This window comes from Streptomyces sp. NPDC001770 (assembly GCF_053596135.1).
In genome coordinates this window covers 81,823-104,248 of the sequence record NZ_JBSFFN010000019.1, presented here as the reverse complement: position 1 = coordinate 104,248, position 22,426 = coordinate 81,823, and the positions used below count along the sequence as shown (strand labels likewise).

19 protein-coding genes and 1 tRNA gene are annotated in these 22,426 nt (G+C 71.1%); 15 read left to right on the top strand and 5 right to left on the bottom strand.

All coding sequences use genetic code 11. The features are described 5' to 3' along the window. Window positions 1–11: 11 nt before the first annotated feature. Window positions 12–521 (bottom strand): gluconokinase, encoded by a 510-nt coding sequence (locus tag ACWCSV_RS18770; protein ID WP_327174885.1) that lies wholly within the window; start codon window positions 519–521, stop codon window positions 12–14. Window positions 522–827: 306 nt separating this feature from the next. Here ACWCSV_RS18770 and ACWCSV_RS18765 point away from each other — a divergent pair, with 306 nt between their 5' ends. From ACWCSV_RS18765 to ACWCSV_RS18755, 3 genes are all read left to right on the top strand, one after another. After that, on the top strand, window positions 828–1,529 hold the full coding sequence (locus tag ACWCSV_RS18765; RefSeq protein ID WP_451143498.1) for a FadR/GntR family transcriptional regulator: 702 nt from the start codon (window positions 828–830) through the stop codon (window positions 1,527–1,529). A gap of 169 nt (window positions 1,530–1,698) precedes the next feature. After that, window positions 1,699–2,784: an S-(hydroxymethyl)mycothiol dehydrogenase gene (locus ACWCSV_RS18760; RefSeq protein ID WP_451143496.1), complete on the top strand. Its 1,086-nt coding sequence runs from the start codon at window positions 1,699–1,701 to the stop codon at window positions 2,782–2,784. Next, entirely contained in the window at window positions 2,784–3,413 is a 630-nt protein-coding gene (locus ACWCSV_RS18755) for an MBL fold metallo-hydrolase (protein ID WP_451143494.1), read from the top strand. The genes ACWCSV_RS18760 and ACWCSV_RS18755 overlap by 1 nt, the downstream gene beginning before the upstream one ends. A gap of 19 nt (window positions 3,414–3,432) precedes the next feature. On the opposite strand, the gene ACWCSV_RS18750 is transcribed toward ACWCSV_RS18755, so the two are convergent. Beyond that, on the bottom strand, window positions 3,433–4,371 hold the full coding sequence (locus ACWCSV_RS18750) for a pseudouridine synthase (RefSeq protein ID WP_451143493.1): 939 nt from the start codon (window positions 4,369–4,371) through the stop codon (window positions 3,433–3,435). An 882-nt stretch (window positions 4,372–5,253) separates the two neighbouring features. Here ACWCSV_RS18750 and ACWCSV_RS18745 point away from each other — a divergent pair. From ACWCSV_RS18745 to ACWCSV_RS18710, 8 genes are all read left to right on the top strand, one after another. Then, the gene (locus tag ACWCSV_RS18745; RefSeq protein ID WP_451143491.1) at window positions 5,254–6,156 is read left to right on the top strand and encodes a 3-hydroxybutyryl-CoA dehydrogenase; all 903 of its coding nucleotides are present in this window, start codon (window positions 5,254–5,256) and stop codon (window positions 6,154–6,156) included. Between the two features lie 35 nt (window positions 6,157–6,191). Continuing rightward, window positions 6,192–7,403, top strand: a complete 1,212-nt coding sequence (locus tag ACWCSV_RS18740) for an aminotransferase class I/II-fold pyridoxal phosphate-dependent enzyme (protein ID WP_451143489.1) — start codon at window positions 6,192–6,194, stop codon at window positions 7,401–7,403. Between the two features lie 227 nt (window positions 7,404–7,630). Continuing rightward, complete coding sequence (locus tag ACWCSV_RS18735) at window positions 7,631–9,235, top strand: carboxyl transferase domain-containing protein (RefSeq protein WP_451143487.1); 1,605 nt, start codon at window positions 7,631–7,633, stop codon at window positions 9,233–9,235. Window positions 9,236–9,242: 7 nt separating this feature from the next. Continuing rightward, window positions 9,243–11,258, top strand: a complete 2,016-nt coding sequence (locus ACWCSV_RS18730; protein WP_451143485.1) for an ATP-binding protein — start codon at window positions 9,243–9,245, stop codon at window positions 11,256–11,258. Next, on the top strand, window positions 11,248–12,516 hold the full coding sequence (locus ACWCSV_RS18725) for an ATP-grasp domain-containing protein (RefSeq protein ID WP_451143483.1): 1,269 nt from the start codon (window positions 11,248–11,250) through the stop codon (window positions 12,514–12,516). Before ACWCSV_RS18730 ends, ACWCSV_RS18725 begins: the two co-directional genes overlap by 11 nt. A gap of 52 nt (window positions 12,517–12,568) precedes the next feature. Continuing rightward, window positions 12,569–13,555: a 3-oxoacyl-ACP synthase III family protein gene (locus ACWCSV_RS18720; protein ID WP_451143481.1), complete on the top strand. Its 987-nt coding sequence runs from the start codon at window positions 12,569–12,571 to the stop codon at window positions 13,553–13,555. 172 nt (window positions 13,556–13,727) lie between these two features. After that, on the top strand, window positions 13,728–15,032 hold the full coding sequence (locus tag ACWCSV_RS18715; protein WP_451143479.1) for an MFS transporter: 1,305 nt from the start codon (window positions 13,728–13,730) through the stop codon (window positions 15,030–15,032). A gap of 370 nt (window positions 15,033–15,402) precedes the next feature. Then, entirely contained in the window at window positions 15,403–15,954 is a 552-nt protein-coding gene (locus ACWCSV_RS18710; protein WP_451143477.1) for a TetR family transcriptional regulator, read from the top strand. A 115-nt stretch (window positions 15,955–16,069) separates the two neighbouring features. Here the strand turns inward: ACWCSV_RS18710 and ACWCSV_RS18705 are convergent, their stop codons facing one another. Together ACWCSV_RS18705 and ACWCSV_RS18700 are read right to left on the bottom strand one after the other, a co-directional pair. Continuing rightward, entirely contained in the window at window positions 16,070–16,702 is a 633-nt protein-coding gene (locus ACWCSV_RS18705; RefSeq protein WP_451143475.1) for a ScbR family autoregulator-binding transcription factor, read from the bottom strand. 95 nt (window positions 16,703–16,797) lie between these two features. Next, on the bottom strand, window positions 16,798–17,445 hold the full coding sequence (locus ACWCSV_RS18700; protein WP_451143473.1) for a response regulator transcription factor: 648 nt from the start codon (window positions 17,443–17,445) through the stop codon (window positions 16,798–16,800). Between the two features lie 562 nt (window positions 17,446–18,007). On the opposite strand from ACWCSV_RS18700, the gene ACWCSV_RS18695 reads away from it, so the two are divergent. Both ACWCSV_RS18695 and ACWCSV_RS18690 read left to right on the top strand, forming a co-directional pair. Continuing rightward, window positions 18,008–19,033 carry a ScbA/BarX family gamma-butyrolactone biosynthesis protein gene (locus ACWCSV_RS18695; RefSeq protein ID WP_451143471.1) on the top strand — a complete coding sequence of 342 codons (1,026 nt, stop codon included), beginning with the start codon at window positions 18,008–18,010 and terminating at the stop codon, window positions 19,031–19,033. Between the two features lie 107 nt (window positions 19,034–19,140). Next, the gene (locus tag ACWCSV_RS18690) at window positions 19,141–20,061 is read left to right on the top strand and encodes an NAD-dependent epimerase/dehydratase family protein (RefSeq protein ID WP_451143469.1); all 921 of its coding nucleotides are present in this window, start codon (window positions 19,141–19,143) and stop codon (window positions 20,059–20,061) included. A gap of 220 nt (window positions 20,062–20,281) precedes the next feature. Here the strand turns inward: ACWCSV_RS18690 and ACWCSV_RS18685 are convergent. Further along, window positions 20,282–20,366 (bottom strand) — tRNA-Leu (locus ACWCSV_RS18685). Window positions 20,367–20,624: 258 nt separating this feature from the next. On the opposite strand from ACWCSV_RS18685, the gene ACWCSV_RS18680 reads away from it, so the two are divergent. Together ACWCSV_RS18680 and ACWCSV_RS18675 are read left to right on the top strand one after the other, a co-directional pair. Beyond that, the gene (locus tag ACWCSV_RS18680) at window positions 20,625–21,968 is read left to right on the top strand and encodes a M20/M25/M40 family metallo-hydrolase (RefSeq protein WP_451143467.1); all 1,344 of its coding nucleotides are present in this window, start codon (window positions 20,625–20,627) and stop codon (window positions 21,966–21,968) included. A 166-nt stretch (window positions 21,969–22,134) separates the two neighbouring features. Continuing rightward, window positions 22,135–22,368: a chaplin gene (locus ACWCSV_RS18675; RefSeq protein ID WP_451143465.1), complete on the top strand. Its 234-nt coding sequence runs from the start codon at window positions 22,135–22,137 to the stop codon at window positions 22,366–22,368. Window positions 22,369–22,426: the final 58 nt, after the last annotated feature.

The window sequence follows — 22,426 nt, the reverse complement described above, 5'->3', positions numbered from 1 at the left end:
GTGGGGGGTCCTTAACTCGCGAGCCGGCGCAGTGCGGCGACGGCCCGTTCGGTGATTTCTTCGGGAGTACCGGTCACGTCGACCTCGACGCCCGCCTCGTCCGCCTCCAGCGGCTGGAGGGTGGCGAACTGCGAGTCGAGCAGTGCCGTCGGCATGAAATGGCCCTTGCGCGCGGACATCCGCCCCTCGATGAGGGCGCGGTCTCCGGTCAGGTGCAGAAAGACGGCGTCGGGCGCCTCGGCGCGCAGCCGGTCGCGGTAGACCCGCTTGAGCGCCGAGCTGGAGACGACACCACCGAGCCCGGCCCGGCCGTGTGCCCACTGTCCGATGGCGTCCAGCCAGGGCCAGCGGTCCGAGTCGTCCAGCGGGGTACCGGCGGACATCTTGGCGATGTTCGACTCGGGGTGGAAGTCGTCGCCCTCGGCGTACGGGACGCCGAGTGCGGTGGCGAGCAGGGGGCCGATCGTGGTCTTGCCGGTCCCTGCCACGCCCATCACCACGACGACGTGGGGGGTGCTCATTGGTGCCTCGCTGTCTTCTTCGACATCGGTCCGTCGCGCTACTGAAACCCATTAGGTCGTACTTATTCAAGTGAGTGTGACGTAAACGTCGTACTTAATGGTCTCCCGGGGATCGCTCAGCCCGCAGCCGGCCCGCGCAGCCCGCCGGAACAAGCCGCCGGAACGACCCGCCGACGTGCTTCCGGAAGCTCCGGAGCGGCACCGGCATCCGGCGCCTTCCCCGGCCCCCGCCCGTCACACCGGACGCGGGCGTCTCCCGCCGCAACCCGTCCGGGGTGTCCCGGAATCGCCCCGTACCCTTGCCCCATGACCACGACGAGCCAGGGGCTCCATACGCATGTGCTGGACGCCCTTGGTCTGGAGATCACCTCGGGGGAGCGCAGGCCCGGCGACGTCCTGCGGACCGACGAGATCGCCCAGCGGTTCGAGGTCTCCCGCACGGTCGTCCGCGAGGTGGTCCGCGTCCTGGAGTCGATGCACCTCGTCGAGTCCCGGCGCCGGGTCGGCGTGACCGTGCGCCCCACCGAGGCGTGGAACGTCTACGACCCCCGGGTCATCCGCTGGCGGCTCGCCGGCGCCGACCGCCCCCGCCAGCTCCGCTCGCTGACCGTCCTCCGGTCCGCGATCGAGCCCGTCGCCGCCTCGCTCGCCGCCCGGCACGCGTCCCCCGCGCAGTGCGCGGCCCTCACCGAGTGCGCCCTCGGCATGGTCGAGACCTCGCGGGGCCAGCGGCTGGAGGAGTACCTCCGCCACGACATCGCCTTCCACCGGGTGGTGCTGAACGCCTCGGGCAACGAGATGTTCGCCCGGCTCGGGGACGTCGTCGCCGAGGTCCTGGCCGGCCGCACCCACCACCGGGTGATGTTCGAAGACCCCGACCCGGCCGCCGTGACCCTGCACGTCAGGGTCGCCGAGGCGGTACGCGAGGGGGACGCGGAGGCCGCCGAGCGGCTCACCCGTGAGATCGCGTTCGGCGCCCTGGACGAACTGGACGTACTCGCGCCCTGAACCCCCGCCCGCGTCTGCGCACGCCCACCCCGCAGCGCGTACCTTTGTCCGAGTTCGATCTTCGGACAGCGGTCGGACGTCGCAGGGGCCCGGGCCGTGCCGGACCGTCCCGCCCGGCGGGAACGGTCCGGCACGCCCCGGGGCCGCCACTTCAGAAGGAGACCAGGGTATGCCGCAGCAGGTGCAAGGCGTCATCGCGCCGGGCAAGAACGAGCCGGTGCGGGTCGAGACGATCGTGATCCCCGACCCCGGACCCGGCGAGGCCGTGGTGAAGATCCAGGCGTGCGGTGTCTGTCACACCGACCTGCACTACAAGCAGGGCGGCATCAACGACGAGTTCCCGTTCCTCCTCGGCCACGAGGCGGCGGGCGTCGTGGAGTCGGTCGGCGAGGGCGTCACCGACGTCGCGCCCGGCGACTTCGTCATCCTCAACTGGCGGGCCGTCTGCGGCCAGTGCCGTGCCTGTCTGCGCGGACGCCCCTGGTACTGCTTCAACACCCACAACGCCAAGCAGAGGATGACGCTGCTCGACGGCACCGAGCTCTCCCCGGCGCTCGGCATCGGCGCGTTCGCGGAGAAGACCCTGGTGGCCTCCGGCCAGTGCACCAAGGTCGACCCCGAGGTGTCCCCGGCCGTCGCCGGCCTGCTCGGCTGCGGTGTCATGGCGGGCATCGGCGCCGCCATCAACACCGGCGAGGTCGGCCGGGGCGACTCCGTCGCGGTCATCGGCTGCGGCGGCGTCGGCGACGCGGCCGTCATGGGCGCACGGCTCGCGGGCGCGGCGAAGATCATCGCCGTGGACATCGACGACCGCAAGCTGGAGACGGCGAAGAAGATGGGTGCCACGCACACCGTCAACTCCCGCAGCGGCGACCCGGTCGAGGCGATCCGCGCCCTCACCGACGGCAACGGTGCCGACGTCGTCATCGAGGCGGTCGGCCGCCCGGAGACGTACCAGCAGGCGTTCTACGCCCGCGACCTGGCCGGCACCGTCGTCCTGGTCGGCGTCCCCACGCCCGAGATGCGCCTCGAACTCCCGCTCCTCGACGTGTTCGGCCGCGGCGGTTCGCTGAAGTCGTCCTGGTACGGCGACTGCCTGCCGTCCCGCGACTTCCCGATGCTCGTCGACCTGCACCAGCAGGGCCGGATCGACCTCTCCGCGTTCGTCACCGAGACCATCGGCATCGGCGACGTCGAGCGCGCCTTCGAGCGGATGCACGACGGCGACGTGCTGCGTTCGGTGGTGGTCTTCTGATGGCCGCCCGCATCGACCACCTGGTCACCTCCGGCACCTTCGCCCTCGACGGCGGGGAATGGGACGTCGACAACAACGTCTGGATCGTCGGCGACGACCACGAGGCGATCGTCATCGACGCCGCCCACGACGCCGACGCCATCCTGGCCGCCCTCGGCGGACGCACGCTGCGCGCCATCGTCTCCACCCACGCGCACAACGACCACATCGACGCCGCCCCGGCCCTCGCCGAGGCCACCGGCGCCCCGGTGCTGCTCCATCCGGACGACCTGCCGCTGTGGAAGCAGACCCACCCCGACCGCACGCCCGACGGCGAACTGGCGGACGGTCAGGAGCTGGAGGTCGCCGGCACCCGGCTGACCGTCCTGCACACCCCGGGCCACGCCCCGGGGGCCGTCTGCCTGTACGCCCCCGAGCTGGCCACGGTCTTCACCGGGGACACCCTCTTCCAGGGCGGGCCCGGCGCCACCGGCCGGTCGTTCTCGCACTTCCCGACGATCGTCGACTCGATCAGGGACCGGCTGCTCGCCCTCCCGGCGGACACCACCGTCCGCACCGGACACGGCGACTCCACCACCATCGGCGCGGAGGCCCCGCACCTGGAGGAGTGGATCGCCCGCGGTCACTGACCGCCGCGACCCGTCCCGGTCACCGGTCCGGCCACGCGGAGAGCCGCAGCCCGCTCCTGAAGCGGCGCTGCTCACCCGTGACCGGATCGGTGAACTCCAGCTCCCGGGCCAGGAGTTGCAACGGGCGTGACCAGTCGTCGGGCGCGCCTTCCGGCAGCACCACCGGATAGAGTGGGTCGTTGACCAGCCCGAGCCCCAACGCACTCATGTGCAAGCGCAGTTGGTGGGTGCGCCCGGTGGCGGGCAGCAGCCGGTAGCGGCCGAGCCCGCCCCGGTGCTCCAGCAGCTCGACCCGGCTCTCGCTGTTCGGCTCGCCCGGCTCCTCGCGCGCGGCCACCACCCCGTGCTCCTTCACGATCCGGCTCCGCACGGTCCGGGGGAGCGCCAGCCCGGGGTCGTACCCGGCCACCGCCTCGTACTCCTTGCGCACCAGCCGGTCCCGGAACAGCGTCTGGTACGCGCCCCGGTCCTCGGGGCGTACGACGAAGAGCACCAGGCCCGCCGTCAGCCGGTCCAGCCGGTGCGCGGGCTGGAGGTGCGGCAGCCCCAGCCCGTGCCTCAGGCGTGCCACCGCCGTCTGCGTCACGTGCCGGCCGCGCGGGGTGGTGGCGAGGAAGTGCGGCTTGTCGGCGATCACGACGTGCTCGTCGCGGTACACCACCCCGACCGGGAACGGCACCGGCTCCTCGGGTGCGAACTCCCGGTGGAACCAGAGCCCGAGCCCGCTCTCGTACGGCCGCGTCCCCGGCACCGGCCGCCCGTCCGCCCCGACGAACAGCCCCTCCGTCAGCATGGCCTCCACCCGCGCCGGCCCGACCGCGGCACCGAACCGCTCCCGCAGATGGTCGCCCACCGTCGCCCACGCCCCCTCGGGGTCCACGGGCAGCCGCACCCGCACGGGATCGACGCCCTCGCGCTGCGGGAGCGGCGGGGCGGCTGACTTCCGGCGCCCCCTCACCGGGCCCCCTCCCGGAGCCGTACGGCACGGAGCCCGCCCGCAGGCAGGGGCGACGGGCGGGCGGGCGCGGGGCGGGGCATGGGGACGGCCTTTCCGGTGACGGGTGACGGGTGGCGGGCGGGCGCGCGACAGCCGGCCTCGCGTCGACACCCAAGCCCGTGCGCGACGGGGAGGGGGCCGGGTGGCGGCCGGCCGGCACCCGTGGAGAAACCGTCCACGTGTCGCCACCGCGCGGCGCTTCAGGCATCCACAAGGTACGCCACCAGGCCGGACGGCCGTGAAAGCCCGAGCCGGACGCCGGCGACGCGGAGCACGCACCGGCAGCGCGGCCCGGGCCTGCCGACGCCCACCCCGTCCCGAGGCCCACCCCGTCCGGTACGTCGCGACGGGCGCAGAACCCGGAACCTGTCAATTCCCTGTACTGGGCGTGACGCCCCCCTGTCGTTCGTGCACAGCCTATTGATAAACGTCAGGAACCCTGAGGAGAGGAGCCTTGTCCGGCGATTCGGGTTCCAGGAGGATAAAGCCGAGGGCGCGGCGGGAATCACCGTCGGTGCCGCGGAAATCCGAGAGTGGAAACCATGGAAAGAAAAACCTGATTCGGCCGTTCGGAGCGGAAGCCGAAAGCCGAACAGGGTTACGCGGGTGAGAGGTCCAGGGGCTTTTCGTCACGCATCGGACCGGCTGCCCGCCGCGGGACGGCGCACAGACCCGCGTGACGCGAGAGCCGCTGTGTCGGCACGCACCGGCCCGACCGGCCGACGAGCCGCCCCAGGCCGCGCGAGCGGCTTCCGGCCGTGCCGCGGCCGGGCGTACCGAGGTGCGTCATCACCCCCGTCCAACCGCCAACAGCCCGTCGCCGGGCCAGCCGTAGGAGCTACCTTGTCCCTTTCACCCGTCACCGACGCGGCCGCGGGCCGCCCTCCCGTCGAACCCGTCACCCGGGTGGGCGTCGTGGGCTCCGGCACCATGGGCGCCGGAATCGCCGAACTCTGCGCCCTGCGCGGTCTCGACGTGCTGCTCGCCGTGTCCCGCGAGGCATCCCTCTCGGCTGCTCCCCTGCGGATCGCGGCCTCCCTCGACCGGCAGGTCGCGAAGGGGCGGATCTCCGGCCAGGAGCGGGACGACGCCCTCGGGCGCATCCGGACGACCATGGACCTGGGGGCGTTCGGGGACGTCCAGACGGTGATCGAAGCCGTGGTCGAGGACGAGAGGGTGAAGAAGGAGATCTTCGCGACTCTCGACAAGGTGGTCGCCCCCGACGTGGTCCTCGGATCCACCACGTCAGCCCTGTCCATCACCAAGCTGTCCATGGCGACCGCCCACCCCGAACGGGTCGTCGGCATCCACTTCTTCAACCCGGTCTCCTCGATGCGGCTGGTCGAGATCGTGCCCGCGCTGCTCACCGGCGAGGAGATCTGCCACCGGGCGGAACACTTCGCCGTGGACGTCCTCGGCAAGACGAGCGTGCGGACCGCCGATCGCAGCGGGTTCGTCGTCAACGCCCTCCTCGTGCCCTACCTGCTGGCCGCGATCCGCATGGTCGAGACGCGGACCGCCGACGTGGAGCAGATCGATCTGGCGATGGAACTCGGCTGTGGTCACCCCATGGGCCCGCTGGCCCTGGCGGACCTCATCGGGCTCGACGTGGTGGCGGCCATCGCCGAGGCCCTGCACACGGAGTTCAAGCAGCCCCAGTACGCCGCCCCGGCCTCGCTGCTGAGGATGGTCGAGACCGGACACTTCGGCCGCAAAACTGGCCGCGGTTTCCACACCTACGTCTGAATCCACCCCTTTCCGTATGACGCGAAGGATTTACCGTGAATTCATTTCTGAACGTCAAGAAGTCCGCCCGGACCAGTGACGTCTTCTGGGACATCACCGACGAGGCCGGCCTGTTCGACATCGTCGTCAAGGGCCTGGGGGACGGAGCCCACCGCTCGGTGGACACCGGCCGCGAATTCCTCAACATGTCCTCCTATTCCTATCTCGGTCTGGACACCCACCCGGCGCTCGTCGCCGCGGCGGCGGACGCCGTCCTGGCCGAGGGAGCGCTGAACACCTCGACCTCGCGCATGCGGATCCGGTTCGAGTCGCTGCGCAACGCCGAGAACGCCCTGTCGGAACTGTGGGACGCCGAAGTGGTCACCGTCGCCTCGTGCGCCGCGGCCGCCTGGGCCATGCTCCCGCTGCTCGCCTCCGGCCTCTTCACCGACGACGAGCCCCCGCTCATGGTCTTCGACCGCAACGCGCACTTCTGCCTCAACGCCATGAAGCCCAGCGTGGCCGACGAGGCGGAGGTGACCACGGTCCGGCACAACGACCTGGAGGCCCTGGAAGAGCTGTGCAAGCAGCACAAGAGGGTCGCCTACATCGCCGACGGCGTCTACAGCACGGGTGGCCAGGCTCCCGTCAGGGAACTGCTCCGCCTCCAGGAGAAGTACGGCCTGTTCCTGTTCTTCGACGAGGCGCACGGCATCTCCACCATCGGCGAGCACGGCCGCGGGGTGGTCCTCGAGGAGATGGGGGCGATCAACGACCGGACGCTGATCATCACCTCCCTCAACAAGGGCTTCGGCGCCTCCGGCGGAGCGGTGCTGCTGGGACGTCGGGGCTCCGAACGGCGGCGTACCCTCACCATCCGCAACGGTGGCCCGATCATGTGGTCCCAGCGCATCAACACGGCCGGGCTCGGTGCGGTACTGGCCTCCGCCGAGCTGCACCGGACCTCCGAACTCACCGATCTCCAGCAGCGGCTGCAGGACAACATCGCGCTCTTCGACAGCCAGGTCGAGACCGAGCAGCGCGGTGACGGTCTCCCGATCCGTCACGTGAACCTCGGTGACGAGAGCCTGACGGTGAAGCTGGCGCAGGGACTCTTCGAGGAGGGCTACTACACCTCCCCGATCTTCTTCCCGGTCATCGGCCGGGGCAAGGCCGGCCTGCGCCTCATGCTGCGCGCCAACATGGAGAAGACCATGGTCGAGGACTTCTGCACCGTACTCAACAAGCAGTGGGACCGGCTCCGCTGAGCGGATCGCGTTCACCACGACCTGGGGCGCGTCTCCACACTGGCGTCTGCCGGGCGACGCCTGGCACGCACGCCCGCCGCGTCGTCGGGATCACCCCGGCACATCCGGTACCGGGGCGACCCTCCGCCTCGCGAACGCACGCACCGGACGCCGCCCGGCCCGGCCTCCGGCCGAACGACGACAGTCCGAAGACGCGCCCTGTCGGGCGGAGCTGAAGGGACAGCAGGATGGCCGTACTCACGACGAACGTGGACACCGGATCGGGAACGTTCCGCCGGAACACCGAAGACTTCGAAACCCGGCGGAAGACCGTCGAACGGGCCAGCGCACTGGCCGTCGCGGGCGGGGACCCGCGCGCGCACCGCAAGCACGCCGAACGCGGCAAGCTCACCGCGCGGGAACGGATCTCGCTCCTGCTCGACCCGGGCACCGCGTTCCTGGAAGTCGGGCAGCTCGCGGCCCACGAGGTGTACGAGAGCCCGGTGCCCTCGGCCGCGCTGGTCACCGGGATCGGAGTGGTGGCCGGACGTCTGGTGATGGTGCACGCGAACGACGCGACGGTCAAAGGCGGGACCTACTTCCCGCTGGGCGTCCGCAAGCAGCTGCGCGCACAGGAAATCGCCCGGGAGAACGGTCTCCCCAGCATCTACCTGGTCGACTCCGGGGGAGTCTTCCTCCCGCTCCAGGAGGATCTCTTCCCCGGGGAGAACCACCTGGGGCGCATCTTCCGCAACATCGCCGAGATGTCTGCCTCGGGCCTCGCCCAGATCGCGGCCGTCATGGGGTCCTGCACCGCGGGCGGCGCATACGTCCCCACCATGTGCGACGAGACGGTGATCGTACGCGGGACGGGAACGGTCTTCCTGGGGGGTCCCCAGCTCGTCCGGGCGGCCACCGGGGAAGTCGTCGACGCCGAGACCCTCGGGGGCGCCGACCTGCACACGCGGGTCTCCGGAGTGGCCGACCACTTGGCCGAGGACGACGAGCACGCCCTGTCGCTCGTCCGGGAGATCGTGTCCCGCCGGCCGGCACCGGCGGTCGGCGCGCCGCCGGTGGAGGCACAGGAGCCCCTGTACGACCCGGCGGAGCTGCCCGGCATCGTCAGCGCCGGACTGCGAGAGCCGATACCCGCCCGCGAGATCCTCGCCCGCCTTCTCGACGGAAGCGAACTCGTCGAATACCGCGCACGCTACGGGCCCACCATCGTCTGCGGAACCGGACACATCGGTGGCTATCCGATCGGAGTCGTCATCAACGACGGCGTCCTCTTCTCGGACAGCAGCCTCAAGGCAGCCAACTTCGTGGAACTCTGCGTCCAGCAGGACATCCCGCTGCTGTTCCTCCACAACATCAACGGCTTCATGGTCGGCTCGCAGTACGAGGCCGAGGGCATCGCCAAGCACGGTGCGAAGCTCGTCAACGCCGTCTCGACCGCACGGGTCCCGAAGTTCAGCATCGTGATCGGCGGCAGTTACGGAGCCGGCAACTTCGCGATGTGCGGCCGTGCGATGGGCCCCCGACTGATGGCCATGTGGCCGAGCGCCAGCTCCACCGTGGTCGGTGCCGAACAGACGGCCAAGGTGATGACCACGCTGCGCGCCGAGCAACTCGCCAAGCAAGGAGCGACGTTGTCGGCAGAGGAGGAGGAGTCCATCGCCCGTCCGATCATCGACGCCTACGAGAAGCAGTCGCGCCCGGTGTACTTCGCGGCCCGGCTGTGGGTGGACGCCGTGATCGACCCCGTGTCGACCCGGGAGTGGATGACACTGAGCCTGGCCATGGCCGCCGGTGCTCCCAAGGAGGAGACGCGGTTCGGCGTCTTCAGGATGTGAGAGCCGGATGCTGAAGAGAATTCTGATAGCGAACCGCGGCGAGATAGCCCGGCGGATCGCCCGTACCTGTGCCCGGCTGGACATCGAGTACGTCTGTGTTCACTCCGAGGCGGACGCGGGGGCGGACCATCTGGCGGGCGCCGTTTCGAAGGTCTCCATCGGCGGGGCTCCCGCACTGGAGAGCTACCTGAACATCGACAAGCTGGTCGACGTGGCGGTACGCGAGGGCTGTGACGCCGTGCACCCGGGTTACGGCTTCCTCTCCGAAAACCCGCTCTTCGCCGAGCGGGTGGGTGAGGCCGGTCTGGTCTTCATCGGGCCCGGGCCCGGGACGATCCGGTCCATGGGCGACAAGGCGACGGCCCGGACCCTGATGGCCGAGGCCGGTGTCCCGGTCCTGCCGGGGTCCGCGGAAGCCACCGAGTCCGTCGCCACCCTCGTCGAGGACGCGCGGAAGATCGGCTACCCGGTCATCCTCAAACCCGCCGCCGGCGGAGGCGGCAAGGGCATGCGCGTCGTCGAGGAGGAGTCCCGGCTGGCGGAGGCGGCGGCCGAGGCCATCCGCCTGGGCCGTACCGCTTTCGGAGACGGCCGTGTGCTCGCCGAGCGGTACGTCCCCGCGCCCCGGCACATCGAGGTCCAGGTGTTCGGGGACACCCTCGGCCATGTGGTGCATCTCTACGAGCGGGACTGCTCCCTGCAGCGCCGGCACCAGAAGATCGTGGAGGAGGCGCCCGCCTCCGGACTCGACCCGGCCGTCCGCGAGTCCATGCAGCGAGCCGCCGTACGCGGCGCCGAAGCGCTGGGCTACGTGAACGCGGGGACCTTCGAGTTCATCGTGGGACCCGACGGCGACTTCTACTTCCTGGAGGTCAACACCCGCCTTCAGGTGGAACACCCGGTCACCGAGGAGATCACCGGACTGGACCTGGTCGAATGGCAGCTGCGCGTCGCGTCGGGAGAGGCTCTGCCGCTGACGCAGCAGGAGATCACCAGCAGCGGTCACGCGATCGAGTGCCGCGTCTACGCCGAGGACCCAGCCGCCGGATTCACACCGTCTCCAGGCACGGCCCGGATCACCCGCTGGCCCGGCACGCTGCGGGTCGAGGCGGCCTTCGACACTCGCGGCACGGCCTCCGAGCACTACGACCCGCTGATCGCCAAGCTCGTGGCGCACGGTCCCGACCGCTCCACGGCGCTGCGCCGGCTGGGCGCGGGGCTGCGCTCCACCAGCGTCCTGGGCCTGACGACCAACATCGGGTTCCTCACCCGGCTGCTGGACGAACCGCGCGTGGTCGGCGGCAGCACCGACACCCACCTGGTGGACGGGGTCGCCTCGGTCGAAGGGCCTTCGTACCAGGACCGCGCCCTGGCCTGCGCCGCCGCGATGGCCGCGATGCCGCCGGAAGCCGGTGTCTCCCCGTGGGCGGGCGGTCTGGGGCCCCTGGACAGGCGGGCCCTGAGGCCGGACGAGCCGCTGGGCGGGGTGACCTTCCGGCAGGGCGGGACGCGCCGTCGGGCGGCCGTCGTGGGCAGAGCCGGCCAGGTCCTCACGATCGCGGTCGACGGCCGGCGCCTGGACGCCACCGCCACCCGGGAGGGCAGCCTGTGGACCGGGCAGGTGTCGGGCGTCCCGTGGTCGGGGACCCGCTGCGGGGCGAGTACCGAACTCAGCGTCGCCGGCCAGCGGTTCACCCTCCTCGACGACATCAGGACGGGCCAGGGCGCCCAGTCCTCCGACAACGAGGTGCGCACCACCCTTCCCGGCACGGTCGTGGCCCTTCCCCGGTCCGTGGGTGACCGTGTGGAAGCCGGTGCGACGGTCGCCGTGGTCGAGGCCATGAAGATGGAACACCGGCTCACCGCCCCTCTCACCGGCACGATCGCGTCGCTCGACTGCGCGGTCGGGGACCAGGTGACCGCCGGTCAGGTGATGGCCGTACTGCAGCCCGACGAAGCCACGGAGACCGCACCGGAGCAGCCGGCGCGGTCCACGAACGGAATGGAACGAAATGACGTCTGACGAGAAGAACCGTCCCACTCTCCTGCTGGTCGGCGGGGCCCGCGCGGTGACGGTCAGCGTCGACAGCGTGCTCGACGCGCTGGCACAGGCCCGGGCGCGCGGCATCCGTACCCACGTCACCGCGCCGGCCGCCGCGCTCGCGGCCGTCCCCGCCGTCCTGGAAGCCGCCGACGCGGTATCCGCGGTCGGCTTCACCGATCCCGACGCCACCGCGCGGTGGGCCACCACGCAGGCCGCGGAGGGCCGGCCGATCGACGCCGTGTACGCCCTCCAGGAGATGGCGCAGGTCACGGTCGCGGAGACCGCCGAGGCCGTCGGTGCGCAGGGCAACCCTCCGGGCACGGTGCGGCGCATCCGTGCCAAGGACCTCTGCCGGACGGCTCTGGCGGAGGCGGGCTTCCGGCAGCCCCGGGTGCGGCTGTGCGACAGCCGGGCGCAGGCCGAGGAGTTCCTCACGGAGGTACCCGGCCCGTGGGTGGTCAAGCCCCGCGATGCCATGGGCAGCGCCGGGGTCAGCCTGGTCGAGACCGCTGACCGGCTCGCCGCGGCCATCGACGCGCTGCCCGACCCCGGCCTGTTCCTGATCGAGGAGTTCGTGCACGGGCCGGAGTTCAGCGTGGAGGGGATCTTCCTGGAGGGCCGCCCCCGCGTTCTGGCCGTGACCGCGAAGGACAAGGCGCAGCCCCCCTTCTTCGTCGAGGTCGGTCACACGCTTCCCGCCCCGCTCGGCAGCAAGGACGAGGCCCGGGTGCACGAGAGCGTCACTGCGGCGTTGGACGCCCTCGGCATGCGTACCGGCGCCTTCCACGTGGAGCTCTGGCTCACCCCCGACGAGGTGGTGCTCGGGGAGGTGCACGGCCGCTTCGGCGGTGACTGGATCCACCGGATGCTCGCCCACGCGATACCCGGGCTCGAAATGCACGGTCTGATCTTCGACGACATGCTCGGGCGCCCGCTCGACGCGTCCGGCCTGACCGCCTCCCGGGGCGCGGCCGTGCGCTACTTCACGCCGCCGCCCGGCCGGCTCGTCTCCCTGCGGGGCTGGGAGGAGGTCCGTCGTCACCCCGCGGTGCTGTACTCCGAGCTCGCCGTGGCGGCGGGCGACGAGATAGCCCCGCTGCGCAGGTCGAGCGACCGGGTGGGGCTGCTCGTCGTGGGAGCCGAGGACGGCCGGACTGCCGAGGCGCTCGCGCGCGAACTGGTCGACTCGGTCGTCTTCACCGTCGAAGGGACCGGCTCGTCCGCACCGTCGGTCTGACATTCCGCGCGGCCCGAACCGTCGGTCCCTCCACTCCACCTGAGGAAAAGTCATGAATCATGCCATAGGCGTACTCGGCACCGGCTCGTACCTTCCCGACCGAGTGGTGTCCAACGACGAGGTCGGCTCCCGAGCCGGTGTCGACGGCCCGTGGATCGAGCGCAAGACCGGCATCCGCAAACGACACTGGGCCCGCGAGGGGCAGGCCACGTCCGACCTGGCGGCCCGGGCGGCCGAACGCGCCCTGGCCGCGGCGGACATGGACGCCTCGGAGATCTCGCTCGTGGTGGTCGCCACCTCCACTCCCGATCAGCCCCAGCCGGCGACGGCCAGTTTCGTGCAGGACCTGCTCGGCGCGGACCGGGCGGGCGCCGTCGACGTCAATGCCGTGTGCAGTGGCTTCGTCTACGCCCTGGACCTGGCCCGGGGCCACCTCGCGGGGCGGCCCCAAGGCGGCGCGGCTCTGGTGATCGGGGCAGACACGTACTCCCGCATCCTCGATCGCGCCGACCGCAGAACGGCCATCCTCTTCGGCGACGGTGCCGGGGCCGTGGTGCTCGGGCCCGTCGCCCGGGGACGGGGCGTGTACGCCAGTCAGCTGCGCGGCTTCGGCCGGGACCACGCGTTGATCGGCGTCCACGCGGGCGGCTCCCGGCTCCCGGCGTCGGAACAGACCGTGCGCGACGGCGCCCACCACTTCAGGATGGACGGCCGGGCCGTACGCGACTTCGTCGCGGACCACGTTCCCAAGCTGGTGAACGAAGTGCTCACCGAGCACGGAATCCCCTCCGGGACGGTCCGCCACATCGTGCCCCACCAGGCGAACGGGGTCATGCTCGGCGAACTCGGCGACCGGCTGGACCTTCCCGGGGCAACCACCCACATCAACGTCGACAGGGTCGCCAACACCGGCGCGGCCTCCATTCCCATCGCGCTCGACGAGGCGATCCGCGCGGAGCGGATCGCACCCGGGGAGACCGTGCTGATGGCCGCCTTCGGAGGCGGCATGAACAGCGCGCTGGCACTGATGGAGCGTTAGACGGTGTCCGGCCGCCCGGGCGGGCTGCCCCGGGCAAGCTCCGAACGGGACCGCGGCGAAGCCGGGCCCCGCACCGGGAAGCGCCGAACCGGCCGCTTCCCCCTCATCGCGCGCGGCGCGGGCCCGACGACTGGTCCGCGGCGCGCGCCGCCTCACAGAGAGAGTCGTATCCATGCTTCTGCCCGAAGGCAGACCCCGGCGGCTGCTGGTCGCCGCCACCTTGACCACGATGCTGGGATACGGCATCTACCTCACGGCCGGCGTGCTGTACATGACGCGTGGACTCCATCTGCCGGCCGGACAGGTCGGGCTCGGCATGAGTATCGCCGGAGCGGTTTCGCTCGCGATGGGGGTGCCGATCGGACACCTCGCCGACCGTGCCGGAGCACGGGTCGTCTACACGGCGACGCTCCTCCTCGGCTGCTCGGCGATGGTCGGGCTCTGCCTCGTACGGGACTTCTGGGCCTTCGTCGTCTTCGCCACCCTCGGGGCCGTGGCCCAGGCCGCCGCGCCGGCCGCCCGAAGCCCGCTGGTCCAGAAGTACGGAGGAGAACGTCCCGCGGAGTTCCGCAGCTACCTGCGGTCGGTGACCAACCTCGGTATCGCCGGCGGCTCGGTGGTGGCGGCCTGGGCGATCGAGCAGGACACCCGAGCGGCCTACGTCCTGATCATCGGCGCGAGCGCGCTCTCGTACGCGGTCGGTGCGGTCACGGCGGGTTTCCTGCCGAGTCTCGCGCCGCTCCAGGCCCGGCCGGGCCCGCGCTGGGTCGCGCTGCGGGACAGGCCGTACGTGGTGATCACCGTCCTCGACGGGTTGATGGCGGTGCAGTACCGCATTCTCAGCGTGGCCCTGCCGCTCTGGCTGCTGGGCCGGACCTCGGCTCCGCCGTGGACCGTTTCCGCCGTGATGCTGGTCAACACCGCTCTGGTCGTGTGCCTCCAGGTGCGTGGCAGCAGGAACATCGACACTGTCGCGACCGGTGCGACCGCCTTCCGCAGGGCAGGGTTCGCGTTCCTGGCGGCCTGCGTCGCGATGTCCCTGCTGCCCGGACTTCCCACGTGGGCAGCCGTCGTGGTCCTCATGGCCGCGGTCACGGTTCATACGCTCGGTGAGATCTGGCAGGCGGCCGGGGGTTTCGAGCTGTCCTTCGCCCTCGCGCCGAAGGAGTCCGTGGGGCAGTACCAGGGTCTGTTCGGCATGGGCCTCGGCCTCGGCACCACCCTTGGCCCCTCGGTCCTCATCGCCCTGTGCATAGGACAGGGCCGCATCGGATGGTGGATCGTCGGCGCGGGCTTCGCGCTCACCGGCCTCGCCGTGCCGGCCGCCACCCGCTGGGCGGAGCGCACCATCGCCCAGGGCGGGAGTACGCCCGACGCCTCGCGCGCGAAGGAGCCGTCGGCCCGGCAGCCCGACTCACCGCCGCCCGCCGGCCACGCCGCCGACGCTTCCGGTGTCGGGGCGAGCCCCTCCTCCTGAGCGAACAGCCCGCCGCCACCGCGCAGCCCGCCGCCACCGTGTGCCCCCGTCACCCTTCCCGCTCCACCCGTCCCGCTCCACCCGTCCCGCTCCACCCGTCCCGCTCCACCCGTCCCGCTCCACCGAAAACAAACAGGCAAGTCCAGACACTCCACCGGGTGGACCGCTTCTCGGGAGTGCTTCCTGGCAGCGGGAGGGGCGATGGGGCGGAAAACGCCCGTCCATGGCATCCGATCGGTCGCGGATCCCCGAGAACGGGCCATTCAAACCAGGCAGCATTGTATGTTTTGATGGTTCCTCCCCGTCGACTCGGCTCGGCTCCGCCGCGCCCGTCCATCGCGCATGTGTAGAAAAGGGATGGTGTCGTCAGATGCAGGACCGGTCCGCGCGCACTCGCCAGGCGCTCCTGTGTGCCACGGCGGAGCTGATCGCGAACGGCCAACCTTCCGATGCGGGTCTGATCAACATCTGCAGGCGGGCGGGAGTGAGCCGGGGGGCGCTCTACCACCACTACTCCTCCACCGCGGAGCTGGCGGCGGGCGTCTATCAGCAGGCACGGGCGCGCGTCGCCGAAGTGGCGGAGAAGGCGCTGGTCAGCACCGCGCCGGACGGGCTCGGGCGGTTCCTGTGCGCTCTGACGTACACGTGCCGCACGGACGACATCGTCCGGGCGGGCCTCCAGCTGGCGGCGGACGGCACCACCGGGCCGCCGCTGCTGCGCGACGAAGTGCTGGCACTCGTCCGCCGGTACGTGGCCGGCGACGAGCCCTCGGGAGAGCTCTCCCGGGAGGAGCTGGCCGATCTGGCCGTGATGCTGACCGCGGGTCTGACCGCGACGAACCACGGGGACGCGGAGGTCGAGCGGGTATGGCGGCTGCTGCGTCCCCTGTTCGTCGCCGCCGGGCCGCGGGCCGAGCAATGACCGGGTGACCCGGTGGAGCGGACGCGTACGAGGGCCGCGCGTCCGCCGGCCTTGGCGGTCCCGTCTCAGGCCGGGACCGCCACCGTACGGATCGGCCTCCGCGTACGGGACGGCCTCAGGCTTCTTGCGGCGGCGGAGTGGTGCGCAGTCTTCCGAGCAGCCCCGGGATCGCCAGCCCCGGCAGGATGAACTGCCAGAAGACGCCGACCCGTCCGACGAGGTCACGTCGGTCGCTGTAGATCTGCGACATCGTCTGCAGGCCCGTGAAGGAACCCACGATGGTCGAGGCCGCGTCGACCAGGTTCACCCCTGGCAGAAGCTCCCCCCGCTGCTCGGCCCGGCGCAGCGCGTCGAGGATGGCCTTGTTGGACTGCTCGTACGGAGTGATCTGCCGGGGCGGGAACGAGGTGCGCTCCGTCGCCAGCCGTACACCCGCGCGCAGTACCGGGTCCAGCTCCAGTCGCTGGGCGAACCCCAAGGTCAGGTCGATGACGGCCTGGATCATGATGGGCTGCTCCGGGATGTTCAGCGCCTCCCCGTGCGCGGACACCAGGGCCATGGCGATCGCTTCCTTGGAGGGGAAGTGGTGGTAGAGGGAGCCGCGGGTGAGACCGGTGCTGGCGAGAATGTCGGTCGTGCTGGCGGCGTCGTAGCCGCGCTCGTCGAACAACCGGGCGGCTGCCTCCAGGATCAACTGTCGTGACCGCTCCCCCCGCTTCTGCTGGGCCATGGTGCTTTCCGTTCTCATGTGAACTGCATCGACTTGCCTCCAACCTAACCGCCGGCCGTCGGCGGAGGCCCACGAGCGCACCACCCTCTGGCGCGGTCACCGACGGGCGAGAGTCATGGGTGACCGATCCTGAACCCGATGCCACGAACGGTGACGATCCAGTCGCTGGAGCCGAGCTTGCCCCGCACGCTGCTCACATGGGTGTCGACGGTCCGCAGCTGCTGGGGAGAGGTGTCCCCCCACACCCGGGCCATGATCTGGCGCCGCGAGAGCACCTGGTCGGGCTGCGAGGCGAGCAGATGCAGCAGGCCGAACTCCTTGCGGGTGAGGCTGACCGGCAGCTCGCCGAGCCTGGCTTCCCGGGTGCCGGCGTCCATGTGCAGCGGCCCGCGCACGACGACGTTCAGGCGGTCCGGCCGGTGCCTGACGCGACGCATCACGGCGTCCATGCGGGCCACCAACTCGCGGAACCCGTAAGGCTTCACGAGATAGTCGTCGGAGCCGGCCTGGAGACCCAGGACCCTGTCCAGCTCCGTGCCGCGTGCCGTGACCGCGATGACCGGGACCTCGCTGACAGACCTTATGCTCCGGCAGACCTCCAGCCCGTCGAGGTCGGGGAGGTCCAGATCGAGCAGCACCAGGTCGGCGTCGCCGTGGACTTGGAGCGCCTTGGCACCGGTCGTCACGCTCCGGGCGGCGAAGCCCTGCCGGACCAGATTCCGGACGAGCGAGTCGGCGGCAGTGGTGTCGCTCTCGGCCACCAGTACACGCAGTGTCTCGACGGGTCCGACTCGACTGCCTAGGACGGCCGGCCGGCCCGGAGCGGCCTTGGGCGGCAGCTGTAGTGCCCCTCCGGCGCGCCGGTGCAGACCCGCACAGTGTTCGTGCAGGTCTGCGACATGGCCATTCATACGCTCCTCCTGGTCTACCGGGGTGTGGTCTAGGACGAGTAAGCAGGGAAGACCTTAACATGCAGACTTGTATGTTTGATTTACTCTGAGTGATTCACTGGGCACCGTAGGGCGGGGTCAGCGGGTCCGCATCCCACATCGGTGCCGACGCCGCGAACGATCCGCCCCGGCACCCGACGGCCCGTGGAGTCGCGTGATGCCCTCCTCGGATGGCTTGAATAGCCCCCCTCGGGCGGAGGGGGACCGGTTCCGAAAGGGGTGACCGGCGGTGTGGTGACCATGCCAAATCTTTACTTGCCCAAACCGACAGACATATCTGTATGTTTATTTCATCAAGCTGATGACGGCCAGTGGGGGGTGGTCGCGGCGTTGTGGTCACCCCTGCCTGCCCGGACTGACAGGAGTGCTGCTCGTGAACACGCTCACCAGACCCGCCGCCACCGACTCGATGCGCGAAGCCGTCGCAGATCCGACCGGGCACGTGTCCGGCGACGCCGCCCGGGGCTGGACGAACGACGCGTCCCTGCGGCTGACCACGACCGTCCCGCGCGAATACGTGCACCGCTCCGCCGTCTCGGAAGTCTTCCTCACCGGCTGGAAGGCGGTCGGAGCAGCCACTGCCGGCTCGCCCCGGACCTTCTTCGTCAGCGCCCAATGGCCCCGTGCCCACTCCTTGTTCGCCGCTTCGAGCGGTACTCAGGACTCGATGCTGCTGATCGAGTCCGCCCGTCAGGCCGGATCGCTCCTCGCCCACGCGGAGTTCGGTGTTCCGCTGGGTCATCAGTTCCTGATGGAGGGCATGTCGTTCACGACCGATCCGGAGCTCCTCGCGGTGCGGCCCACGCCGACCGAAGTCGAACTCCGGGTGGACTGCCACCCCACTGTCCGGTCCGGCGGTGCGCTGAGCGGTATGCGCTACCACGTCGCGGCCCTGCGTGACGGGAAGGCGCTGGCCACCGCCGCGGCCTCCTTCACCTGTGTCAGCCCCGCCGTCCACCGGAGGCTGCGCGCGGGCCGGCCCAACACGGCGTGCCGTGCCGTTCCGGCCGCCGCCGATCCGGCCGGCGTGGGGCAGAGCTGCGAGCGGCAGGTCCTGCTGGCCCGTACCCGGCCCGGCTCGGCCGACAACCGCTGGGAGCTCCGGGTCGACACCGGCAACCCCGCCTTCTTCGACCATCCCGTCGACCACATCCCCGGGATGATGCTGCTCGAGGCCGCTCGGCAGGCGGCACGGGCTGCCGTGGGCATGCCCGACTGGCTCATGCTCGGGCTGCGCAGCCGCTTCCTGCGGTACGCGGAGTTCGACGCCCCGTGCTGGATCGAGGCCGTCCCGGTGCGCGAGGGCGACGGTCCGGACGGTGCGGTGAGGGTACGAGGCGTGCAGCACGACGAAGAAGTCTTCGTCGCGGACCTGGTCCTGCGGCCGCGCACCCCGTGAGGGGCGACCGCGCCGCCGGCCGACGCGCCGGGGCCGACGGGCATCCCGGGCGACGACGCTCCACGGCGGAGACACCCCGGAACGACACCTCCCCGGAAGACGAAAGCGTGTCCACCCTCCTGATCACCGGTGCGGCCGGCTTCGTGGGCAGCCACGTGGTTCGTGAGGCGGTGCGCCGACGGGCCGCGGTCCGGCTCATGTCCCACCGGCGTTCACCGCGGACCGGGTTGCCGGAGGTCCGTGCCGATCTGGCCTCACCCGACACCCTGCGTGGTGCCTGCGAGGGCGTCGACGTCCTGATCCACTGCGCCTCCCGGATCGGGGGCGGAGCCGAGGCGAACGAGGCCGTGAACGCGCGCGGCACCCGGGCCCTGGTGCGCGAGGCGCGCAGGGCGGGGGTCTCCCGCATCGTCTACCTCAGCACCGCGTCCGTCTACGGGCGCGGCACCTTTCGGGGCAGCCGTCCCGAGGAACTCGTACGCCATCCGCGTTCACCGACCTCGGCGACGCGGGCCGTCGCCGAGGACGAGGTGCTCGCGGCCGGCGGCATCGTCCTGCGACCCCATCTGGTCTACGGGGAAGGAGACCGGTGGGTGGTCCCCGGTCTGGATGGCCTGCTGCGCAACGTACGGGCCACGGTGGACGGCTGGGCCGCGCGTGTCTCCCTGATTCCCGTGACGGATCTGTCGCGCCTCCTGGTGGCCGCCGCCCTGGCCCCGGCGTCGACGCTGACGGCGCCCGTCTACCACGCGGCGCACCCCGTGCCCGGTGTGGTGGGAGACGTCCTGCGGGCCGTTGCCGCCTGCACCGGCTTCGCGTGGCCGGACCGCGAGATCACCGCAGCGCAAGCGCGGGCCCAGATGGAGAGGGCCGCGCTCCAGACCTCAGGACTGGACATGGTCCTGACCGATCATGTCTTCGACAGCCTTCCCCTCTGGCGCGACCTGGGGATGAGCCCCGGGGAGGGATTCGAAGCGGACTTCCCGCTCGCCGCTCCCTGGTACCGCGAGGCGCTGGCGGCGCGATGAACGGGGGCCGGGCCGCCCCTCGGAGCACGCTCGACCCGAGCGGCCGGGCGGCTCCGGAGCCGCCCCGGGCGGTCGGTGCGTTCATCGGCGGAGTCGACGGGTCGCACCACGCATGACCGGCCGCAGCGAGCCGGCGGGACGTCCCGTTCCCGCACCGGAGTCGCCCGTCCCCGACCGGAAACGCAGAGAGACCCCAGATGGATCTGGGGTCTCTCGCCGGTGTCCGAGGGGGGACTTGAACCCCCACGCCCGATAAAGGGCACTAGCACCTCAAGCTAGCGCGTCTGCCATTCCGCCACCCGGACAAGGTGTCTGTCGTTCCCGGGGCCGTTGTTCCCGTCCCGTTCCGACGTGGAAAACAATACCAAACATTCGGGGGCTCCCGATCACCCCCGGGTCCACCCCTCCGGCCCACCCCTCGGGCGCCCCTCGCCGCCCCCGTTCCCGCTCGTGGGGCAGCCCCGTGTGACGGGCGTATGTCGTCGGGGGGACGGCCTTGGGCTGCGCGGGGCGGGCGCGCGAGGATGAGGGGGAGCACCACCGTGACAGTGGAAGGAATCAGTGTGAGCGAGAGCAGCGCCTCCCAGGCAGGTCCGTCCGGGAAGACCGGCAACGCCGAGAACGAGGTCGTGGACCTCTGTCGTGAGCTGATCCGGATCGACACCAGCAACTACGGGGACCACTCCGGCCCCGGCGAGCGGCTCGCCGCGGAGTACGTCGCGGAGAAGCTCGCCGAGGTCGGGCTGGAACCGCAGATCTTCGAATCGCACAAGGGCCGCGCGTCGACCGTGGCCCGGATCGAGGGCGAGGACCCCTCCCGGCCCGCGCTCCTCATCCACGGGCACACGGACGTCGTCCCGGCCAACGCCGCCGACTGGACCCACGACCCGTTCTCCGGCGAGATCGCGGACGGCTGTGTCTGGGGACGCGGCGCGGTCGACATGAAGGACATGGACGCCATGACGCTCGCGGTCGTCCGTGAGCGGATGCGCAGCGGCCGCAAGCCCCCGCGCGACATCGTGCTGGCGTTCCTCGCGGACGAGGAGGCCGGCGGCACGTACGGCGCCCGCTACCTCGTCGACAACCACCCGGGGCTCTTCGAGGGCGTCACCGAGGCCATCAGCGAGGTCGGAGGCTTCTCGCTGACGGTCAACGAGCAGTTGCGCCTCTACCTGGTGGAGACGGCCCAGAAGGGCATGCACTGGATGAAGCTGACCGTGGACGGCACCGCCGGGCACGGTTCGATGATCCACAAGGACAACGCCATCACCGAGCTGTCCGAGGCGGTCGGCCGGCTCGGGCGCCACCAGTTCCCGGTCCGGGTCACCAAGACCCTGCGCCACTTCCTGGACGAGCTCTCGGACGCCCTGGGCGTCGAGCTCGACCCGGAGAACATGGAGGAGACCCTCGCCAGGCTGGGCAGCGTCGCCAAGCTGATCGGTGCCTCCCTGCGCAACACCGCCAACCCGACGCAGCTCGGCGCGGGCTACAAGGTCAACGTCATCCCGGGCCAGGCGACCGCCCACGTGGACGCCCGCTTCCTGCCGGGGTACGAGGAGGAGTTCCTCGCCGACATCGACCGGATCCTCGGCCCGAACGTACGGCGCGAGGACGTGCACGCGGACAAGGCGCTGGAGACGACCTTCGACGGCGCCCTGGTGGACGCCATGCAGAAGGCCCTGGTGGCCGAGGACCCGATCGCGCGTGCCGTGCCGTACATGCTGTCGGCCGGCACGGACGCCAAGTCCTTCGACGACCTGGGCATCCGGGGATTCGGTTTCGCGCCGCTCAAGCTGCCGCCGGAGCTCGACTTCGCCGGCATGTTCCACGGCGTGGACGAGCGCGTACCGGTGGACGGCCTGCAGTTCGGCGTACGGGTGCTGGACCGGTTCATCGACCACAGCTGAGCCGGTACTCCACGCTTCCGACCCGCCCCGGTGACGTAATTCGCCCGCCTGTCCGTATCTCACCGGAAAGAGTGAAAGGGGGGTTGGGCTCGTAGCCCTCTGAATTTCTCCTCGTTACAGGTGATGCGGTCCGCGGCTGGGACCGCATTTCCAACGAGGAGGAACAATGATCAAGAAGATTGCCGCCGCTGCGGCTGTCACCGGTGGTCTCGTGCTCGCGGGCGCCGGCATGGCCGTTGCCGACGCGGGTGCCCAGGGTGCCGCCATCGGCAGCCCCGGCGTCATCTCGGGCAACGTCATCCAGGTCCCCGTCCACGTTCCGGTGAACCTGTGCGGCAACACCATCGACGTGATCGGGCTCCTGAACCCGGCCTTCGGCAACACCTGCGTCAACGCCTGACGTTGAGCGTCAACCCGTAAGGGTTGGAGCCCGGTCGGCCCCGGAGCGCGCGCCATGC

Coding starts and splice junctions, on each gene's coding strand:
- ACWCSV_RS18770 (WP_327174885.1), bottom strand. CDS start 521: ATGAGCACCCCCCACGTCGTCGTGGTGATGGGCGTGGCAGGGACCGGC.
- ACWCSV_RS18755 (WP_451143494.1), top strand. CDS start 2,784: ATGGCCGCCCGCATCGACCACCTGGTCACCTCCGGCACCTTCGCCCTC.
- ACWCSV_RS18760 (WP_451143496.1), top strand. CDS start 1,699: ATGCCGCAGCAGGTGCAAGGCGTCATCGCGCCGGGCAAGAACGAGCCG.
- ACWCSV_RS18730 (WP_451143485.1), top strand. CDS start 9,243: ATGCTGAAGAGAATTCTGATAGCGAACCGCGGCGAGATAGCCCGGCGG.
- ACWCSV_RS18720 (WP_451143481.1), top strand. CDS start 12,569: ATGAATCATGCCATAGGCGTACTCGGCACCGGCTCGTACCTTCCCGAC.
- ACWCSV_RS18735 (WP_451143487.1), top strand. CDS start 7,631: ATGGCCGTACTCACGACGAACGTGGACACCGGATCGGGAACGTTCCGC.
- ACWCSV_RS18675 (WP_451143465.1), top strand. CDS start 22,135: ATGATCAAGAAGATTGCCGCCGCTGCGGCTGTCACCGGTGGTCTCGTG.
- ACWCSV_RS18705 (WP_451143475.1), bottom strand. CDS start 16,702: ATGAGAACGGAAAGCACCATGGCCCAGCAGAAGCGGGGGGAGCGGTCA.
- ACWCSV_RS18725 (WP_451143483.1), top strand. CDS start 11,248: ATGACGTCTGACGAGAAGAACCGTCCCACTCTCCTGCTGGTCGGCGGG.
- ACWCSV_RS18710 (WP_451143477.1), top strand. CDS start 15,403: ATGCAGGACCGGTCCGCGCGCACTCGCCAGGCGCTCCTGTGTGCCACG.
- ACWCSV_RS18765 (WP_451143498.1), top strand. CDS start 828: ATGACCACGACGAGCCAGGGGCTCCATACGCATGTGCTGGACGCCCTT.
- ACWCSV_RS18715 (WP_451143479.1), top strand. CDS start 13,728: ATGCTTCTGCCCGAAGGCAGACCCCGGCGGCTGCTGGTCGCCGCCACC.